Below are 15,551 nucleotides of genomic sequence, written 5' to 3'. Positions count from 1 at the left end.
TTACGTCTTTCTTACATGTTCAAAATGAATTAGCAACGCTATTTTCACAAATTGAGGTCATTAAGGCCTTACTTCAAACAGCTCAGCAAACAGGGCAATTAATTAACGGTGTATATTTACCGAACAAGCAATATTTGGCGACTGCACGAAATTTAGGAACGACCTATTATCCGAAAGCGATTGAAATTATTCAAAAGCTAAGTGCATCAGGCTTACTTCAAACACCTGCGACACTTGAATTATTTGATGTACATCCAGAATGGCATTCCTATTTTGAAGGTGCCTCATTGAATGGATATGACCGCACATTATTGAATAAAGTAGCATGGGATTTAGTTGGCAGTCAGCTCGGAGCACGCCATGAATTATATGAGCGTTTTTATTCGGGAGACCCCGTAAGAACCTATGCGAATTACTATAAACAACATACAAAAAAAGAGGCATGGCAACAATTTGCTACGTCTATCTTATAGGAGGAATTTACAATGACAAATACACATTTTTACTGGTTTGCACCAACCAATGGCGATGGTGAATTTTTAGGGACGGAAAAACCGCAGCGTCCAGCAAATTTAGAAACGATTACGCAAGTAGCACAGGCGGCTGAGGATGCTGGTTTTGAAGGTATTTTAATTCCAACAGGCGTACCCTATTTAGACTCATGGGCAGTGGGCTCAGCTATCGTTCATCATACGAAAAAAATTCGTCCACTTGTAGCATTCCGTCCAGGCTTTATTTCACCAACTGTGGCATCTAAACTGGCGGCAACATTGGATCAGTTTTCTGATGGACGTTTATTAGTAAATGTGGTGACAGGTGGTTCACAAACCGAGCTGGCAAAAGACGGCGATTATACAGAGCATGGTGAGCGCTATGAACGTACGGGTGAATTTTTAGATGTGATTAAAAAAACATGGCAGGAAGACTCCGTGACGCATAAAGGTGAATTTTTCGAAACAACAGATGCGACGTTATTCCCGCCACTTAAGCAGCAAGCAGGCATTCCAATTTATTTTGGTGGCTCTTCTGATATCGCCAAAGAAATTGCGGCCGAGCATGCGGATGTGTTTTTACAATGGGGTGAACCAGTGGCGCGCATTGGTGAACAAATCCAAGATGTAAAGGCGCGTGCTAAAAAATATGGTCGTACGTTAGAATATGGCATTCGTCTGCATATTGTGGTACGTGATACAGAGGAAGAGGCATGGGCAGCGGCGCATCATATTATTAGCCAAATTGATACGGATGTACAGCAGTCGATTCAGCAAATTAAATCGGGCAGTGACTCTGTCGCACAGCAGCGTATGACGGAAATTGCCGCAAAAACAGACCGCTTCGACAAATATAGCTGGACCGGCATTGGGAAAGTAAGAAAAGGTGCAGGGACCGCAATCGTTGGCACACCAGATCAGGTAAAAGAAGCACTTGATGACTATGTCAATGTGGGCATTACACACTTTGTTTTATCTGGCTTCCCACATGCAGAAGAAGCGACACGTTTTGGTAAAGATGTGTTACCGAAATTCAATCCAGTAACGGTATAGGAGGAATTATTATGAATTTTTTAACATGGGGAGGTAATGTGAGTGGAGGATTTTTACGCTCACATGTCGTACAAGAAAAGCGTAGCGATATTGCTTACAATATTGAATTGGCACAATTAGCAGATCGATTAGGTGTGGAAGGTATTTTATATCCAGTGCGTTATGTAGGGCGTATTGGCGGTTCAGCTTCAGACTCAGGACAGCTTGATCCACTTAGTATCATTAGCGCGATGGCGATGAAAACAGAAAAGGTACATTTATTGGCTGCTATATTACCAGGGTTCATCCATCCCGTAACATTAGCAAAAGCAGGCGCTACATTAGATGTGATTTCTAATGGACGTTTTCATATTAATTTAGTGAGTGGTTGGTTTAAGGCGGAGCAGGAAGCCTTTGGTATCGAATGGATTCAGCATGCAGATCGTTATCGTCGCTCAGAGGAGTATTTACAAGTAGTAAAAGGATTATGGACGAAGGATAATTTTCATTTTGACGGAGACTTTTACAAAATTAATGGTGGAACATTGTCACCGAAACCGATACAAAAACCATATCCAGCAATTTATCAAGGCGGAAATTCAGAGGAATCACAGCGGATTGCGGCAGCAAACTCAGATATTTATTTTATGAATGGTGCGCCAGTTGAAGAACTAATTGAACAAATTGAAGCAGTCCGAGGTTTTACAAATAAGCGCACAGTAAAATATGCGGTGGCGGCCTATGTGATTGCACGTGAAACAGAGGAAGAGGCACAGCGCGAGTATGCACATATTTTAGAACAGGCGGATGAAGCAGCGATTGAACAGTTTAAAAAGAGTAAGGAAACGAAAGGTATGTGGAAAAATGCGAAAGAAATTAACGATTTTGTTGCCAATAATGAAGGCTTTCGTGTTGGTCTAATTGGTAGTTATGAGCAGGTTGTAGAGAAAATTAAAGCACTTGAAGCGATTGGTATTGAAAAAATTTTAATAGCATTTCGCCATCCGTTGCAAGAATTGCCAGTATTCTATGAACAGGTAGTACCGCGAGTAAATTCTTTCGCATTAAATACCAAGTAAATTGATAAGTATACAACAGAAAGGGTGCTGTGATTGATTACATTAAAAAATGTGAGTAAGGCATATAAGTCGAAAAAATCATCGTTTCAGGCAGTGCATGATACGTCACTTACGGTGAAGCAGGGGGAGATTTTCGGCATTATTGGATTTAGTGGTGCAGGGAAATCAACGTTACTACGACTCATTAACTTAATTGAACAGCCATCGACAGGTGAAGTCTGGTTTGATGGTGAAGAGTTAACAGCCTTAAAGCCAAAACAACTTGAAAAAAAACGACATGAAATTGGCATGATTTTTCAGCATTTTAATTTATTGCTGAATAAAACAGTGGTCGGCAATATTGAATTTGCTTTAAAAGCTGCAGGTGTACCTAAAAAGGAACGTGCTGAACGGATTGAGCATATTTTAAAAGTGGTGGAGTTGACGGATAAAGCAAGGCATTATCCATCACAATTAAGTGGTGGGCAAAAACAGCGTGTAGCAATTGCGCGTGCGCTCGTATTAAATCCAAAAGTATTATTATGTGATGAACCGACATCTGCTTTAGATCCACAAACAACGGAAAATATTTTAGATTTCTTAAAATCTATTAATGAACAGCTTGGTGTAACACTTGTGGTTGTGACACATGAGATGGATGTCGTCAATACATTATGTCACCGAGTTGCAGTGATGGAAGAGGGGCGCGTGCAAGAGGAGTTAGTTTTATCACAAGCACCGACTTCAGCAACGACGCGTATTGGTCATTTGCTCGTTGAAAACCGTCGCAAAGAGTCAGCACAAGCGTTGAAAGGAGAGGTCGTACATGTTTGATAATATTTTGCCACTATTACCGGAAATTTATGAGAGTGTTGGACAAACGGCATTGATGGTTAGTTTTTCATTAGTGGCTGCAATTGTTTTAGGGACTCCACTCGGCGTATATGTTTTTTTAACGGAGCAAGGCTCAATTCAGCAAAATACGACGGTTAATCGTTTACTTAATATGGTCATTAACTTGATTCGTTCATTTCCATTTATCATTTTGCTAGTAGTGCTTATCCCAGTGACACGCATGATTGTTGGTGAAACTGTTGGACCGCTTGCAGCATCTGTGCCTTTATCTATTGCCGCAATTCCTTATTTTGCGCGTCTTGTTGAGCAAGCCTTGAAAGAAGTACCAAAAGGAACAATCGAAGCGGCAATTGCGATCGGCACACCGAAGCATTTAATTATTAAAGATGTCTTATTAAACGAAGCGCGCTCGGGTATTTTACTGGCATTAACAGTTACCACAATTAGTTTTATCTCTTACTCTGCAATGGCAGGAATTGTTGGTGGTGGGGGCATTGGGGATTTAGCAATTCGTTATGGCTATTACCGTTTCCAAACAGACGTCATGCTCTTTATGGTCGTGCTATTAGTGGTCATTGTTCAAGTGATTCAATTTGTAGGAAATCAAACTGCTAAAAAACTAGATAAACGAAATGTATAGGAGGAAATGAAATGGTTAAAGTAGAAACAGAACCGATTAACATAAATTCACAAGCATTTGAAAACTTGCTAGAAAGCATTCAAGCAGATGCAGAGCTACGCCGTGGACAGGATGCGCGTCTTTTACCGACGAAGGCGATTGAGTGGATTAAAGAAGCAAATCTCGGAGCATTGCGTTTGCCAAAGGAACTTGGTGGGAGCGGTATTACTAATCAGGAATTGTTTGAAGTGATTCGACGTATCGCAACTGCTGACCCAGACGTTGCACATGCATTGCGTTCGCATTTTATTTTCGTAGAGGATAATTTGGCAGCACCAGCTAGTGCGGAACGAACGCGCCGCCTGCAATTAGTGGCAGACGGTGCGCTTGTTGGAAATGCTACAACAGAGATTTCAGCCAAGCCTCAAGGTAGTAAACAGTATGATACGACGTTGACGAAAACCGCAACAGGATATACATTAAATGGGAGGAAGTATTTTACAACCGGTACATTATATGCAGATTATGTATATGTACTTGCTGCTGGTGAAGAGAATCGCGTGTTTGTGGCATTTATTCCAACTAATCGACTAGGAGTACAAGTATTCGATGATTGGGATGGCTTCGGGCAACAATTAACTGCGAGCGGCTCTACAACGTTTACAGGGGTAGCCGTAGAGACGCATGAAGTAGTGGAATTAGTTCGTGAAAAGCAGCAGTATGTGCCAGTTCGCCAATTATTTTTACAAGCCGTTGCAGCAGGGATTGTTGAAAGCATCGTCAAAGACAGCATAGCACTAGTAAAAAATCGCCAACGAACTTTTACACATGGTGCCGCAGAGCACGCATCAATTGACCCGATTCTACTGCAAACAATTGGAGAATTACAGGCAACTAATTTTACAGTGAAAACAGCCTTAGCACAGGCGGCAACCGCATTGGATGAGGCGATTGCTCATCGTGGGACGGCTGAATTTGCGCAGTATCAGCATGAAGCAGCATTACAAGCAGCCTATTTGAAAATTATTGCTGAGAAAATTTCATTAGAAGCGGCGACAAAGCTTTTTGATGTTGGTGGAGCTTCTGCAACAAGACGCGGGGCACAACTTGACAGACATTGGCGGAATTTACGTACCATTGCCTCGCATAATCCTTCTTCATATAAAGCAAAAGACATTGGCCATTATTTAGTAAATGACGAAGAATTACCGATAAATGGCTATTACTAGGAGCGAATCATGACAACATTTGAATTTAACCAACAAGTGCCCATTGAATTTGGTATCGGTGCACTCGACAAACTACCGAAAATTATTACACGATTGCATGGAACAAAAGGATTGATCATTTCGACAAAATCAATGATTCAAAATGGAACGGTTGCGAAAATTAAGGAGCAAAACCCAACGCTACAAGAGGTGTTTTATGATATTCAGCCAAATCCAACGATTCAAAACACACAGGACTGCGTAGATTTACTACGTGAGGAGCAGTATGATTTTGCAATTGCACTTGGTGGAGGTAGTGTACTTGATGCCGCGAAAGTAGCGGCTGTACTAGCGCCCACCACGGCATCTGTACAGACGTATTTTGACGGTCAGTACATACTTGAAAAAGCTGGACTGCCGCTGATTGCGATTCCGACGACAGCTGGCACTGCAAGTGAAATTACAAAAGTATCGGTATTAACGGATACGGTATCAGGCAAAAAAGCACCACTAAATGACGCGCTTCTTTATGCAAGTTATGCACTAATTGACCCCTTATTAACAGTAAGCTGTTCGCAAAAAGTGACGGCAACAAGCGGTATTGATGTACTGGCACATTCCCTTGAGGCATTGTATAGCGTAAAACATCAGCCATTTACGGATTTATTTGCGAAGCATGCGGCGCGTCTTGTATTTGATTATTTACCGAAGGCTTATGACCACCCAGAGGATATTACGGTCCGTACGAAAATGGCGGAAGCCTCTGTAGCAGCTGGTATGGCCTTTAATTTAACGCAAACTGCTGCGGCACATGCATGCTCATACCCCTTAACGGAGCAGCTTGGTGTGCCACATGGCGAGGCATGCGCCTTTACGCTACCAGCCTTCTGGGTACATAATGCAACAAATGCACAAGATGATGGCCGCTTAGAAGCCATTAGTCGTGAGCTAGGATTTAACGATGCGCATCATTTAGCGCAAGCCATTGAAAAGTTAAAAGCTCATTTACAACTACGCACAACATGGGCAGAGCTTGGTGTGACAACTGATGCCGAACTTCAGCGTATTGTCGACGATAGCTTTTCAGGCAATATGCTAAATAATCCCGTTGCATTTACACCGGAGACGTTGTTTGAGTTTTATAAGGGGATTTAGAAAAAGAGGCTGGGACAAAACACGTCATTTTCCTTTTTTAATGTTCGCAACAAAAAACCGGAAGCGCGTCACAGCACGATTCCGGTTTTTCTTATGCTTCTAGGAGAGGGTGTCTTACACTTTTGTCCCAGTCACTTTTATTTAAAAATACGTTGTAAGAAACGTATAAATAATAATTATTAGCACCAAATAGCTATACGTTATAACTGTATCGATGTATTTTTTAAAGAGTCGATCATAGCGATATTCATAATAAAAATCGACGATAAAAGGAATAAATGAAAAGCAGATTATATAGAGAATAAGGAACCGACTGTCATGTAAAAAGCCGAAAAACGTAAAGGCAATTGCAGCAACAATCGCAATGATGTGTAGCAAACGATGCTGTTCAGATACGTAATAATAGCTTCGGGGAATGAATTTAGAGCGATTTCTAGACAGCTGTATAATCATTGGCAAGATGAAACTAGTAAAGACAATAAACAGGAAGAAAATCCAAGTATTCTTACTCTCTGTAAGCTCGTAAAAGAACCAATCATCACCTGAAAATTTTCCGCCATACACTTTGTTCGTCGCTCTATTAGATAGCCAATAGTTGCCATCCTCTGTATAGACTCGGTATGCAAACATTTCGTCATTTGCATAGTTGATAATGAGGTCGACATTAGGCTCTACATTTTTCGGAAGTGTTGTTTCTTTTGCGTTTTTTACATACTGTTCAAGCAACTTGATTTTTTTCTCATTTTTCATCACAGTTGTATCTAAATCTAAAAAGGATGTTGTTGCACTAAAAGCATCTTCATCCCAAGCGTCGCTAACATAGACTTTTTGAATTGACTCATCCGTTGGGACAGTGGATGTTGAGAATGTGTAGTCGGTATTCATGGTCGTCATAAATAAAAGAATAAGAACAACACCAATGCCCGCCATGATTAGTGGGTATATAAGGTCTTTTGGACGTTTTTGTAAGGGCACATTTTCGATGTGTGCCGTAATACGTGCCTGCATCGCTTCGTCAAAGTGGTCTTCATGAGAGCGCTCGAAAAGATCTTTATTCAAAGTCTCATAGGCTTTCGCAAGCATTTTATCGACCTTGGGCTCAGAATACGTTAGAAATTTACTGATTTCATACGAATGTAAATGCGCATACTCCGCTAAAATAATAACGTCCTTTAACTTTGTAGATTGTTTAAATGGTACAGTTTTTTTCTTTTTCTGGACATACTGTTTACTGAAATTCATTGTATCCTTTAATAGCATGGTTTCGAATTCAGTTGATTTTACATTGCTTTTAGATGCTGCAAGAAAAACTTTTTGCAGGACTTCCTCTGCAGCGTGCCAGTCTTCTGTATAGAAATACGCCATTTGTAAATGGGTATTGCCGTAGGTTGACATGATGGTCTGTAAATCCAAAAAAACACCTCCTATTATTTTCCTTCTTTTATTGTCTCAAATAATTACAATACATGCACAGGAAAATATTATTTTTTTGATAGTTTTCCCAAAAACAAGAAAAAACCCGCTCCTCTAAAGGAACGGGCTTTTTTTATTTACCAGTAGCATTTGGATCTGGATTTGTGTAATCAAGCTTCAATGGATCTGCTGGTTTATAGTCAGTCGGTGTATAGAAACGTAAGAGGTCACCATTAACGATTTGATCTGAAATCCCTAATTTCGTACTTACTTCAGCACTTGTTTCTTTCGCTTTTTCAATACGTGCTAAATCCTTTTTCTTTTCAGGGTCTAGCTGTTTACCTGTTTTCGTATCGTATACTTTTTCATCAATTGAGTAAACTGATGGGCTTGTGAAATCACCATTACGGAATGCGACAACTTCCTTATGGTCTTTTGATAATAAGTCAGTACCTAATTGAACGTATTTTTGTGTATCTTCGCCAAGTAAGTGTAAAATTGTTGGCAGCATATCGATTTGACCACCATACGTATGTTTTACGCCACCTTGCATACCTGGTACGTGAATGAATAAAGGAACACGTTGTAGACCAGCGTTTTCATAAGGTGTAACTTCCTTACCAATGATTTGTTCCATCGCTTTGTTGTGGTTGCTTGAGATACCATAGTGGTCACCGTAAAGAACGACCATTGTGTTATCCGCAAGACCATCTTTTTCTAACTGTTTGAAGAATTGTTTAACCGATTCATCTAAGTAGCGAGCTGTTTGGAAGTAGTCATCGACACTGGCGTCACCCGTTGTTTCTTTATCGATTGTAACTAAATCTTGGTCCATTTTATAAGGGAAGTGGTTACCTACTGTAATTAACTTCGTATAGAATGGCTGTGGTAAATCATTTAACATCGGACGAGATTGTGTGAAGAATGGTTTATCAAGTAAGCCATATTCAGCCATATCTTTATCAGATGATGTATCATAATAGCTCGCATCATAGAATTCATCGTAACCGAATTGTTTATAAATCACGTTACGGTTCCAGAAGCTACCGTTATTACCATGGAATACAGCAGATGTGTAGCCATTATCTTTTAAAATATTTGGTGCTGCTTGGTACGTATTTTGTCCCTTCGTAATAAACGCAGAGCCTTGTGGTAAACCGAATAATGAGTTTTCTAACATAAACTCAGCATCGGATGTTTTACCTTGACCAGTTTGGTGGAAGAAATTATCAAAATACAATGTTTCATTATTTTTTGTTAGTTTATTTAAGAATGGTGTGACTTCTTCACCGTTAATCTTATAGTTCAATAAGAATGTTTGGAACGACTCTAAGTGTAAATAAACAACGTTCATATCTTTTGCGACACCAAAGTACTCTTTATTTGGCGCTGCGTAGTTAGAGCGTGTGTAGTTTAACACTTCTGAGATATCATTACTATCTGCAAGCGCACGTTGTGATGATGCTTGTGCCGTTTCTACTGAATCATACAATGTATAGTTGTACATACCTAAGTATTTCACGATGTATGAACGGTCAAAACCGCGAGATAATAATTGTGGGCGGTCCATTTCAGCTAATGCTAAGTTGAATAAAGAAACCGCGATGGCAGCCGTTACTAACGTGCTACCTTTTTTAGCAGTAATGCGTTTATCGCCAGTTAAGACATTTTTCTTTTTCACACGTAGGTAAATTAATAACGCTACGTCGACAAAGTATAAAATATCTGTCACATGTAATAATGATAAGACACTACCACCTAAATCACCGAAGTTTTGTGTTTGTGTAACAGTCGGTAATGTGATGAAATCGCTAAAGAAGCGATAATACACAGCATTTGCGAATAATAAAATCGTCACTAACGTGTAAATAACGACTAATGCGGTCAATTTTCGTTTGTCTTTTTTGAATAGGAACGAAATTGCTAACAACAGCATAACCGCGCCTAACGGGTTAATGAATAATAAGAAATGCTGTAAAACGCCTTTTACTTCAAGATTAAATTGTGTGATTTGTACAATATACGTTTTAATCCAAAGCACGATGACAGCTACAGCATAAATTCCCGCAAAGTGATTCAGCGAGAATTTGTTGTTTTTCAACATACGTTTCCACCTGCTTTATAAAATTACTATTATTATTATGAAAAAACATATTTAAGAACGATTTTACCGTAAAAAGGTTCCATTGAACAGTGTAAAAACTTGTGAAACCACCTGTGTTATATGGAGTTTTGCTTATTTTAAAATAATTGACACCAATTTGTCAAAATGTGGCACAATATGGTCTGCTTTCTTAAGTTCAGATGCTTGAGAGAAGTCGAAACAGACGCCAATGGAGACAAGGCCATTATCCGCCGCTGCCGCAATATCTGATGCACGATCACCGACCACAAAGCCTGATGTAATATGCTGTTCTTTTAGCGCATTCGCTACAAGCTCGGATTTGTTACCTGAACGAATACCTTCAATACTATACACCTTTTGAATATAGCGATGCAATGCAAAATGCTCCACAATCGCATTTAAATAGGGAAGTTGCCCATTGCTTGCGATATAGAGTGGAAATTTCTCTGAAAGCTGTGCGAGCGTTTCCTCTACACCTGTATATAACGCACCAGTGCCTTGTTCAATTTCATGAATCAATGCTTGTTGAAAGAAGGTATTGCTAGCCTCCCGTGTAGCGTCCGAGTGCATCGGGCATAATTTCTCCCATACAATAGGAAGCGGGACCCCCATAATGTCGCGATAAAGCTTGAGCGGCGTCTCACCACTCCAGAGATTATTCGTGCGTAAGTGCTCGAAAGTTGCTTTAAGTGCGGGCTCTAAAATTAAATTTGTTTGAAACAATGTCCCATCCATATCAAAAAAAATAGCATGTTCCATATGTAATTCCCCGTTTCTACTAAACTAGTCCTGAATTTTACGTAAATGCATCATATTGAGTAGAGCAGTCAATACAGCAAGTGTGATACAGGCCTTTAGCGTAAAAGCGCTTGTATCCGCTAAGGCGCTCGTATCATTTGCTAAGACAAACTGGTGTTGCATCGTCATCTGACAGCATATCGCCACGATGCAGGCAGTAAAGCTGATGAATAGATTACGTTGAGATTTTGTCCGTGAAGCAAAGACGGGCACTGAAATCGCGGTGAGCGCTGCAGTAATTGTTATCAGTAATAACATATTATCCACTCCTTTTGGAATAGGACGGGGGTGAAAAGTGGGAGGTTGCATTTTTAAATGAACAATCAGAAATCGCTCATAACCCCAGAAAGCGTGTTTTGGATACGACATATCTAGGAATATGCGACATGTGCATGTAGATAGGGCTGTATACGTAATAAAGATTTGCTTAGAATCAGCATTAAAACAAATAAATAATAAGGAGAAGCGGATAGTTACGATAGTTTGTTAAATAAGGTGATTACGTTATAACACAAAACGCTCCTTTTTCTGCTTTTTTGGGCTTATTTGGGTGCTCTACCGGAAATATAGACATTGGTGTCATTTTTCGAATAAATGTCATGTAACGCTGCAAATTGTGTGAATTTTGACGGGGAATTAACCGCCAGGGAAGCGAAATGAACCTCTTTTGTTTAATTTTCGGTAAAAAACCACCGAATGGCTTCCTTAAAAATAGTAAACAAACGCTATAAAAATAGTAAATAAAAATTTTGGTTGACAGGATATGCAGGATGAATGATAAATAGAAGGTTTTATCATAGGTGAAAAGACGTTGTTTGGCACATATTTAGAAATATGTTGTATCCAAAACACGCTCTCTCGGCTAATGACGAAAATGAATGGCTGCTTTTTGAAAAATTGTTTGAAATGAACACGTTAGGAAAACGAATGCGTTAGTATCGATATTAGGTTGCGATTTTAAGTATTTGAAAAGATTTCACTTAATAAATTAATTTATCAATTAGTTAGTTAGTGAATTAATTTGTTAATAAATTAATTGTAATTAAGAAAAGGAACTTGCTTTTGGAAATCACAAAAATCAATGAGAATTTCTATTAAATAGTAAAAGAAGAAGCTTCTGTGTACGAAGCGGCGTCTTCTCTTATATGGAGGAGATTGTTATGAAAAAGATTATGATAGGTATTGTAGGTGCTATAGCAGTTATTTTCATCGTAGCAGGTGTCATGAAACTAACGAGTACCGAATATAAAATTGCGTCTGCGGTGAAGGCGGGCGAAACAAAGATTGATTTAAAAGAGGTCACGAATACGGAATGGACAAATGTGGGAATTATGATACCTTATACTTCAGATAAAGCGATTGAAGAATATATGGATATTGAATTTACGGGGAATAATCGAGGCATTGATATGCTTGATGACCGCTTTTTACTTGTATTTGCAGATGATAAAACAGATGTAAAAACTGTGAAGCTGAGCAATGAAGAGCTAGTCTATCATATAGAAGATAATCGCTATTTGATTATAGAGAAAAGGACTGATTAAATGACGTGCATTTTTTGCCATAGCATCACAGCGGCACAAATTCTTACGGAAACAGCGCATTTTAAGGTTGTTTTTGACATTGATCCGATTCAACAAGGGCATGTACTTATTCTTTCTAAGGAACATCTCATGGATTTACGCGAGCTGTCAGAGTTACAGTTATTAGAACTACATAAGCTTGAGAAGGCGATTATCACAATTTTTGAACAGGAGTTGTTGGTGCATGGCGTAAGTGTCATTCAAAATAATGGGGCGATTATGGATGAAGGTACACATTTTCATGTGCATCTCGTGCCGCGGTATAAGGGTGATAACTTTTGGGAGCATCAGATCGTAAACCAAAAAGAGGCAGCTCTTGAAACAGTAAAATTGCGGTTAAAACGTCTGGCGAAATAGTCAGGCGTTTTTCTATGGCGTAAATATCCAATAATTATTCAAAACTCCCTCACACTATACGCCTTTGCACATCGTGCGAGCTGGTCATCTATTAGGTGATTGACGCTGTAACGTAAAAAAGACGGTAGATAAGTCATGCCAATTATGCAACAGGTGGCTTCAAATAGCTGAAGTGAGCTTTCTAGGGAGAAGCCAACTGCACCTGTAGGATAGAAATTTTCTTTGGCATCACCGGCTGTTACTTCTGTGCAACATTCATTTCTTCAACTCGATGCACTTCATCAACATGATGGACAGTTATCGATGAATCAAATTCCTGTATGAAAAAGAAGAATGATTTTTTTCATTTGAACAATGCCGCATCCACTTGAATTTCTGCGTTTTTGTTCGTCAATTCCATAATGAAGCGCTGTGTCTCTTTTGGTGAAATTTGAACTGTATGATAGTTGTCGTAGGTGAGTTCAATACGCTGCATCGAGAGTGCTGGTGCTGTGAAGGGGTTTTTGGTTTTACGAATTGCTGTGATTTCCGAAATGAGAATTCGTTTGGTAATTGGGCCATATGAAATCTTTACATGCTTTTTTTCAATTGTATAGTGCGTATTAAACCAAAATGAGCTAAATAAAACAATGATAGCAAGCATCAACAAAATCGTCAGGATGCTGATTTGAGTCGTAATTGTCGCATAAATGGTGCCGAGACATAGAAAAATAGGGATCCAAATGAGTAAGCTCATCGAAATATCTTTACGTGATGAAAATCGCATAAATGCACCTCCTTACTATTTATGTTACCATTTAAATGGAATTAATAGCGAGACATAAAGCGGAAATCACTGAGATGTCTTCAGAGGATATTTTTCAAAAAAGGCTGTTTTAAAAAAGCAGGTGCATCTTTGTTTGGAATAACATTACTACAAGTAGTGATACATGAGATAAATTGTAGTTAAGTGCTACTAGATATTTTTTAACAGAGATTTTATGTCTTGTACTTATTGCAACACATTTTTTGAGAAAAGAGATAGAATAAATTATTGTAGAACTAAAAGACAAAGGATTGAGGACGCATTAACGATTTACATACATGCCCAGTTTGTGGCTTTGAAAATTTAGAGAAACCAGTGTTTGTTAATGGAACATATCATGAAACATTTGAGACCTGTGATTGCTGTGGTTTTGAGTTTGGTGTGAGTGAGCATAAGGGGCTTGAGCATGGCTATGTTCGACTGCCTGTACAGTTTATTGAAGCGGCTTTTCAACTGTACCGAAAAAAATGGATAGATGAGGAAGAGTGTCAGTTATTTGCACCGCAAAATATCCCCGCTGCTATTCAGGAAAATGGTGCGATTAAGCTAGAAGTCCTTATAGCACAATTTAAAAATTTGGGTTTGGACGTATCAAAATGTGGAATTGATGCGTTAGAAGATGTCACAATCCCAGAGGAAGAGGACGAAAAAGGAATATATCCTTGTCCGATTTGTGGCTTTGAGGGATTAACTAATCCGGTCTTTGAAGACGGAGAATATAAAGCTACCTTCGATATATGTGGGTGCTGTGGTTTTGAGTTTGGGTTTAGTGAAGACCATGAAATTGAGCATGGCTATGTTTGTTTGCCAGATGAGTATATTGAGATGGGCTTTCAAATGTACCGGAAAAAATGGATAGATGAAATGAAGCGTAAAATCTTTGCACCACAAGATGTGCCTGTCGAATGGCAACAACATGGTGCTCTAAAAACAGAAGTCGTCATCCGGCGACTAGAAAAGCTAGGCATTGATTTAGAAAACTGTGCTATTGAAGCCGTTCAACAGTATTTGAAGCATAATGGCTAAGCTTATACGAAAAAAGGTATTGCATTAGATGCAGTACCTTTTTTTTCATTCATCCAGCATATAATATGGCTTTTTCGAAAAATCATATGGCTGATTTCCTTCTGGCTGATGGATATTCAATGTGTAGGGGAGTGATAATGTGTTGAAATTTTCCTCCTCTAAGCAATTAATAAATAAATCATAGCTCTCTAAATCATTTGGCCAAAATGTATTTTTCGTGTTTCCTTTTTCAAGCGTCAGATTAATCGCATCACGCAATTTTTCAAGACCTGCTCGTGTTGCGCTAATATAGGCTTCGCCATGCCATGACTCCTGCGCATAAAGATGACAAAAAGGATACGGTTCTTCTTCTACAGATGGCGCTTGTTGCTCTTTTTTCAGTACATGTGTATTTTTTCGTTGGCGCATTTGTGTCACGTCCTTGTTTTAGTATGGGCTTCTTCCTTTTTATTATATAGTACGTATTCGTTTTTATGTTGGCAACCACCACCCCACTATATGCGCTCCATTATTTAAGAGGTGCAAATTATGAAATACATAACACAGCTTTTACTCGGCGGCATTCTTTTCGTAGTAGCGGCTATTTGTGCGCTGTACGAGGGAAGTGCGGTCAGGGATATTCCTTGGGAGTGGGCGTATACAACGCCTTTTTCACAGCTATTTGGAATTTCGATTGTGACGGGGCAGGAAATTAGCCAGCTAGATTTTTTAGTCTATGCGGCGAAATATCAGCCGGTTTTTCCTATTTTGATGCTTATTAGCTTATGCTATAGCTACTTTGTCCTGCGTCATTGGGTAGTCAGGCATTACTCGAAAGCTGGTCAGCTGTTGACTGGTGTTGTCAGTGTACTATTCATTGGCGCTAGTATAGTCTTATTCAATGCATCGACGACTGGGGGCATTCTGTTGTTCTGGCTGCTGCTTAGCATGGCGCTTATAAATAGCGCATTATCCTTTAAATTCTGGAAACCCGCAGTCCAATAAAAAAAGCCACGAACATTGGCGTTCATGGTCTTTTTTTTCGTC

General features: G+C 39.3%; 16 protein-coding genes and 1 pseudogene. 11 read left to right on the top strand and 6 right to left on the bottom strand.

Annotated elements, in window-relative coordinates:
* The 7 genes and pseudogenes from KTHG_RS14255 to KTHG_RS14225 form a co-directional block, all read left to right on the top strand.
* A partial coding sequence (locus KTHG_RS14255) for a 4-hydroxyphenylacetate 3-hydroxylase C-terminal domain-containing protein (protein WP_305000245.1) occupies window positions 1-473 on the top strand: 473 nt, incomplete at its 5' end.
* 12 nt (window positions 474-485) lie between these two features.
* Window positions 486-1,544 carry an LLM class flavin-dependent oxidoreductase gene (locus KTHG_RS14250; protein ID WP_126989774.1) on the top strand — a complete coding sequence of 353 codons (1,059 nt, stop codon included), beginning with the start codon at window positions 486-488 and terminating at the stop codon, window positions 1,542-1,544.
* A gap of 11 nt (window positions 1,545-1,555) precedes the next feature.
* Window positions 1,556-2,602 (top strand): LLM class flavin-dependent oxidoreductase, encoded by a 1,047-nt coding sequence (locus KTHG_RS14245; RefSeq protein ID WP_139994530.1) that lies wholly within the window; start codon window positions 1,556-1,558, stop codon window positions 2,600-2,602.
* Between the two features lie 33 nt (window positions 2,603-2,635).
* Window positions 2,636-3,301 (top strand): annotated as a pseudogene (locus KTHG_RS14240) (methionine ABC transporter ATP-binding protein); the annotation flags it as partial.
* A gap of 106 nt (window positions 3,302-3,407) precedes the next feature.
* The gene (locus KTHG_RS14235; RefSeq protein WP_126989777.1) at window positions 3,408-4,076 is read left to right on the top strand and encodes a methionine ABC transporter permease; all 669 of its coding nucleotides are present in this window, start codon (window positions 3,408-3,410) and stop codon (window positions 4,074-4,076) included.
* 11 nt (window positions 4,077-4,087) lie between these two features.
* On the top strand, window positions 4,088-5,284 hold the full coding sequence (locus tag KTHG_RS14230; protein WP_139994526.1) for an acyl-CoA dehydrogenase family protein: 1,197 nt from the start codon (window positions 4,088-4,090) through the stop codon (window positions 5,282-5,284).
* 9 nt (window positions 5,285-5,293) lie between these two features.
* Window positions 5,294-6,418, top strand: coding sequence for an iron-containing alcohol dehydrogenase family protein (locus tag KTHG_RS14225; RefSeq protein ID WP_139994524.1), 1,125 nt, complete (start codon window positions 5,294-5,296; stop codon window positions 6,416-6,418).
* A 141-nt stretch (window positions 6,419-6,559) separates the two neighbouring features.
* Here KTHG_RS14225 and KTHG_RS14220 read toward each other — a convergent pair whose 3' ends face one another.
* The 4 genes from KTHG_RS14220 to KTHG_RS14205 form a co-directional block, all read right to left on the bottom strand.
* Window positions 6,560-7,831, bottom strand: a complete 1,272-nt coding sequence (locus tag KTHG_RS14220) for a hypothetical protein (protein ID WP_139994522.1) — start codon at window positions 7,829-7,831, stop codon at window positions 6,560-6,562.
* Window positions 7,832-7,964: 133 nt separating this feature from the next.
* Complete coding sequence (gene ltaS, locus KTHG_RS14215; RefSeq protein WP_139994520.1) at window positions 7,965-9,935, bottom strand: lipoteichoic acid synthase; 1,971 nt, start codon at window positions 9,933-9,935, stop codon at window positions 7,965-7,967.
* A 132-nt stretch (window positions 9,936-10,067) separates the two neighbouring features.
* The gene (locus tag KTHG_RS14210; protein ID WP_139994518.1) at window positions 10,068-10,715 is read right to left on the bottom strand and encodes an HAD hydrolase-like protein; all 648 of its coding nucleotides are present in this window, start codon (window positions 10,713-10,715) and stop codon (window positions 10,068-10,070) included.
* Window positions 10,716-10,739: 24 nt separating this feature from the next.
* A complete protein-coding gene (locus KTHG_RS14205; protein WP_126989783.1) occupies window positions 10,740-11,012 on the bottom strand; it encodes a hypothetical protein in 273 nt (90 codons plus the stop codon).
* Between the two features lie 902 nt (window positions 11,013-11,914).
* On the opposite strand from KTHG_RS14205, the gene KTHG_RS14200 reads away from it, so the two are divergent.
* Together KTHG_RS14200 and KTHG_RS14195 are read left to right on the top strand one after the other, a co-directional pair.
* Window positions 11,915-12,298, top strand: coding sequence for a hypothetical protein (locus KTHG_RS14200; protein ID WP_139994516.1), 384 nt, complete (start codon window positions 11,915-11,917; stop codon window positions 12,296-12,298).
* The gene (locus tag KTHG_RS14195; protein WP_139994514.1) at window positions 12,299-12,694 is read left to right on the top strand and encodes an HIT family protein; all 396 of its coding nucleotides are present in this window, start codon (window positions 12,299-12,301) and stop codon (window positions 12,692-12,694) included.
* Window positions 12,695-13,037: 343 nt separating this feature from the next.
* Here KTHG_RS14195 and KTHG_RS14190 read toward each other — a convergent pair whose 3' ends face one another.
* Window positions 13,038-13,460 (bottom strand): PH domain-containing protein, encoded by a 423-nt coding sequence (locus KTHG_RS14190; RefSeq protein WP_139994512.1) that lies wholly within the window; start codon window positions 13,458-13,460, stop codon window positions 13,038-13,040.
* Between the two features lie 354 nt (window positions 13,461-13,814).
* Between KTHG_RS14190 and KTHG_RS22200 the strand changes: the two genes are divergently transcribed.
* Window positions 13,815-14,525, top strand: a complete 711-nt coding sequence (locus KTHG_RS22200) for a hypothetical protein (protein WP_370362779.1) — start codon at window positions 13,815-13,817, stop codon at window positions 14,523-14,525.
* Between the two features lie 45 nt (window positions 14,526-14,570).
* On the opposite strand, the gene KTHG_RS14175 is transcribed toward KTHG_RS22200, so the two are convergent.
* On the bottom strand, window positions 14,571-14,933 hold the full coding sequence (locus tag KTHG_RS14175) for a hypothetical protein (protein WP_255512475.1): 363 nt from the start codon (window positions 14,931-14,933) through the stop codon (window positions 14,571-14,573).
* 120 nt (window positions 14,934-15,053) lie between these two features.
* Between KTHG_RS14175 and KTHG_RS14170 the strand changes: the two genes are divergently transcribed.
* Window positions 15,054-15,509 (top strand): DUF4306 domain-containing protein, encoded by a 456-nt coding sequence (locus KTHG_RS14170; RefSeq protein ID WP_139994510.1) that lies wholly within the window; start codon window positions 15,054-15,056, stop codon window positions 15,507-15,509.
* The last annotated feature ends 42 nt before the right edge of the window (window positions 15,510-15,551 follow it).

The organism is Kurthia sp. Dielmo, from assembly GCF_000307285.2.
In the GTDB taxonomy this organism is placed as follows: domain Bacteria; phylum Bacillota; class Bacilli; order Bacillales_A; family Planococcaceae; genus Kurthia; species Kurthia populi.
This window is presented reverse-complemented; position numbering and strand designations above follow the sequence as displayed.

Excerpts from the sequence above, each read along its gene's own strand:
- KTHG_RS14200 (WP_139994516.1), top strand. The coding sequence starts at position 11,915 with ATGAAAAAGATTATGATAGGTATTGTAGGTGCTATAGCAGTTATTTTC.
- ltaS (WP_139994520.1), bottom strand. The coding sequence starts at position 9,935 with ATGTTGAAAAACAACAAATTCTCGCTGAATCACTTTGCGGGAATTTAT.
- KTHG_RS14250 (WP_126989774.1), top strand. The coding sequence starts at position 486 with ATGACAAATACACATTTTTACTGGTTTGCACCAACCAATGGCGATGGT.
- KTHG_RS14225 (WP_139994524.1), top strand. The coding sequence starts at position 5,294 with ATGACAACATTTGAATTTAACCAACAAGTGCCCATTGAATTTGGTATC.
- KTHG_RS14205 (WP_126989783.1), bottom strand. The coding sequence starts at position 11,012 with ATGTTATTACTGATAACAATTACTGCAGCGCTCACCGCGATTTCAGTG.
- KTHG_RS14175 (WP_255512475.1), bottom strand. The coding sequence starts at position 14,933 with ATGCGCCAACGAAAAAATACACATGTACTGAAAAAAGAGCAACAAGCG.
- KTHG_RS14230 (WP_139994526.1), top strand. The coding sequence starts at position 4,088 with ATGGTTAAAGTAGAAACAGAACCGATTAACATAAATTCACAAGCATTT.
- KTHG_RS14190 (WP_139994512.1), bottom strand. The coding sequence starts at position 13,460 with ATGCGATTTTCATCACGTAAAGATATTTCGATGAGCTTACTCATTTGG.
- KTHG_RS14170 (WP_139994510.1), top strand. The coding sequence starts at position 15,054 with ATGAAATACATAACACAGCTTTTACTCGGCGGCATTCTTTTCGTAGTA.
- KTHG_RS14245 (WP_139994530.1), top strand. The coding sequence starts at position 1,556 with ATGAATTTTTTAACATGGGGAGGTAATGTGAGTGGAGGATTTTTACGC.
- KTHG_RS14210 (WP_139994518.1), bottom strand. The coding sequence starts at position 10,715 with ATGGAACATGCTATTTTTTTTGATATGGATGGGACATTGTTTCAAACA.
- KTHG_RS14195 (WP_139994514.1), top strand. The coding sequence starts at position 12,299 with ATGACGTGCATTTTTTGCCATAGCATCACAGCGGCACAAATTCTTACG.
- KTHG_RS14235 (WP_126989777.1), top strand. The coding sequence starts at position 3,408 with ATGTTTGATAATATTTTGCCACTATTACCGGAAATTTATGAGAGTGTT.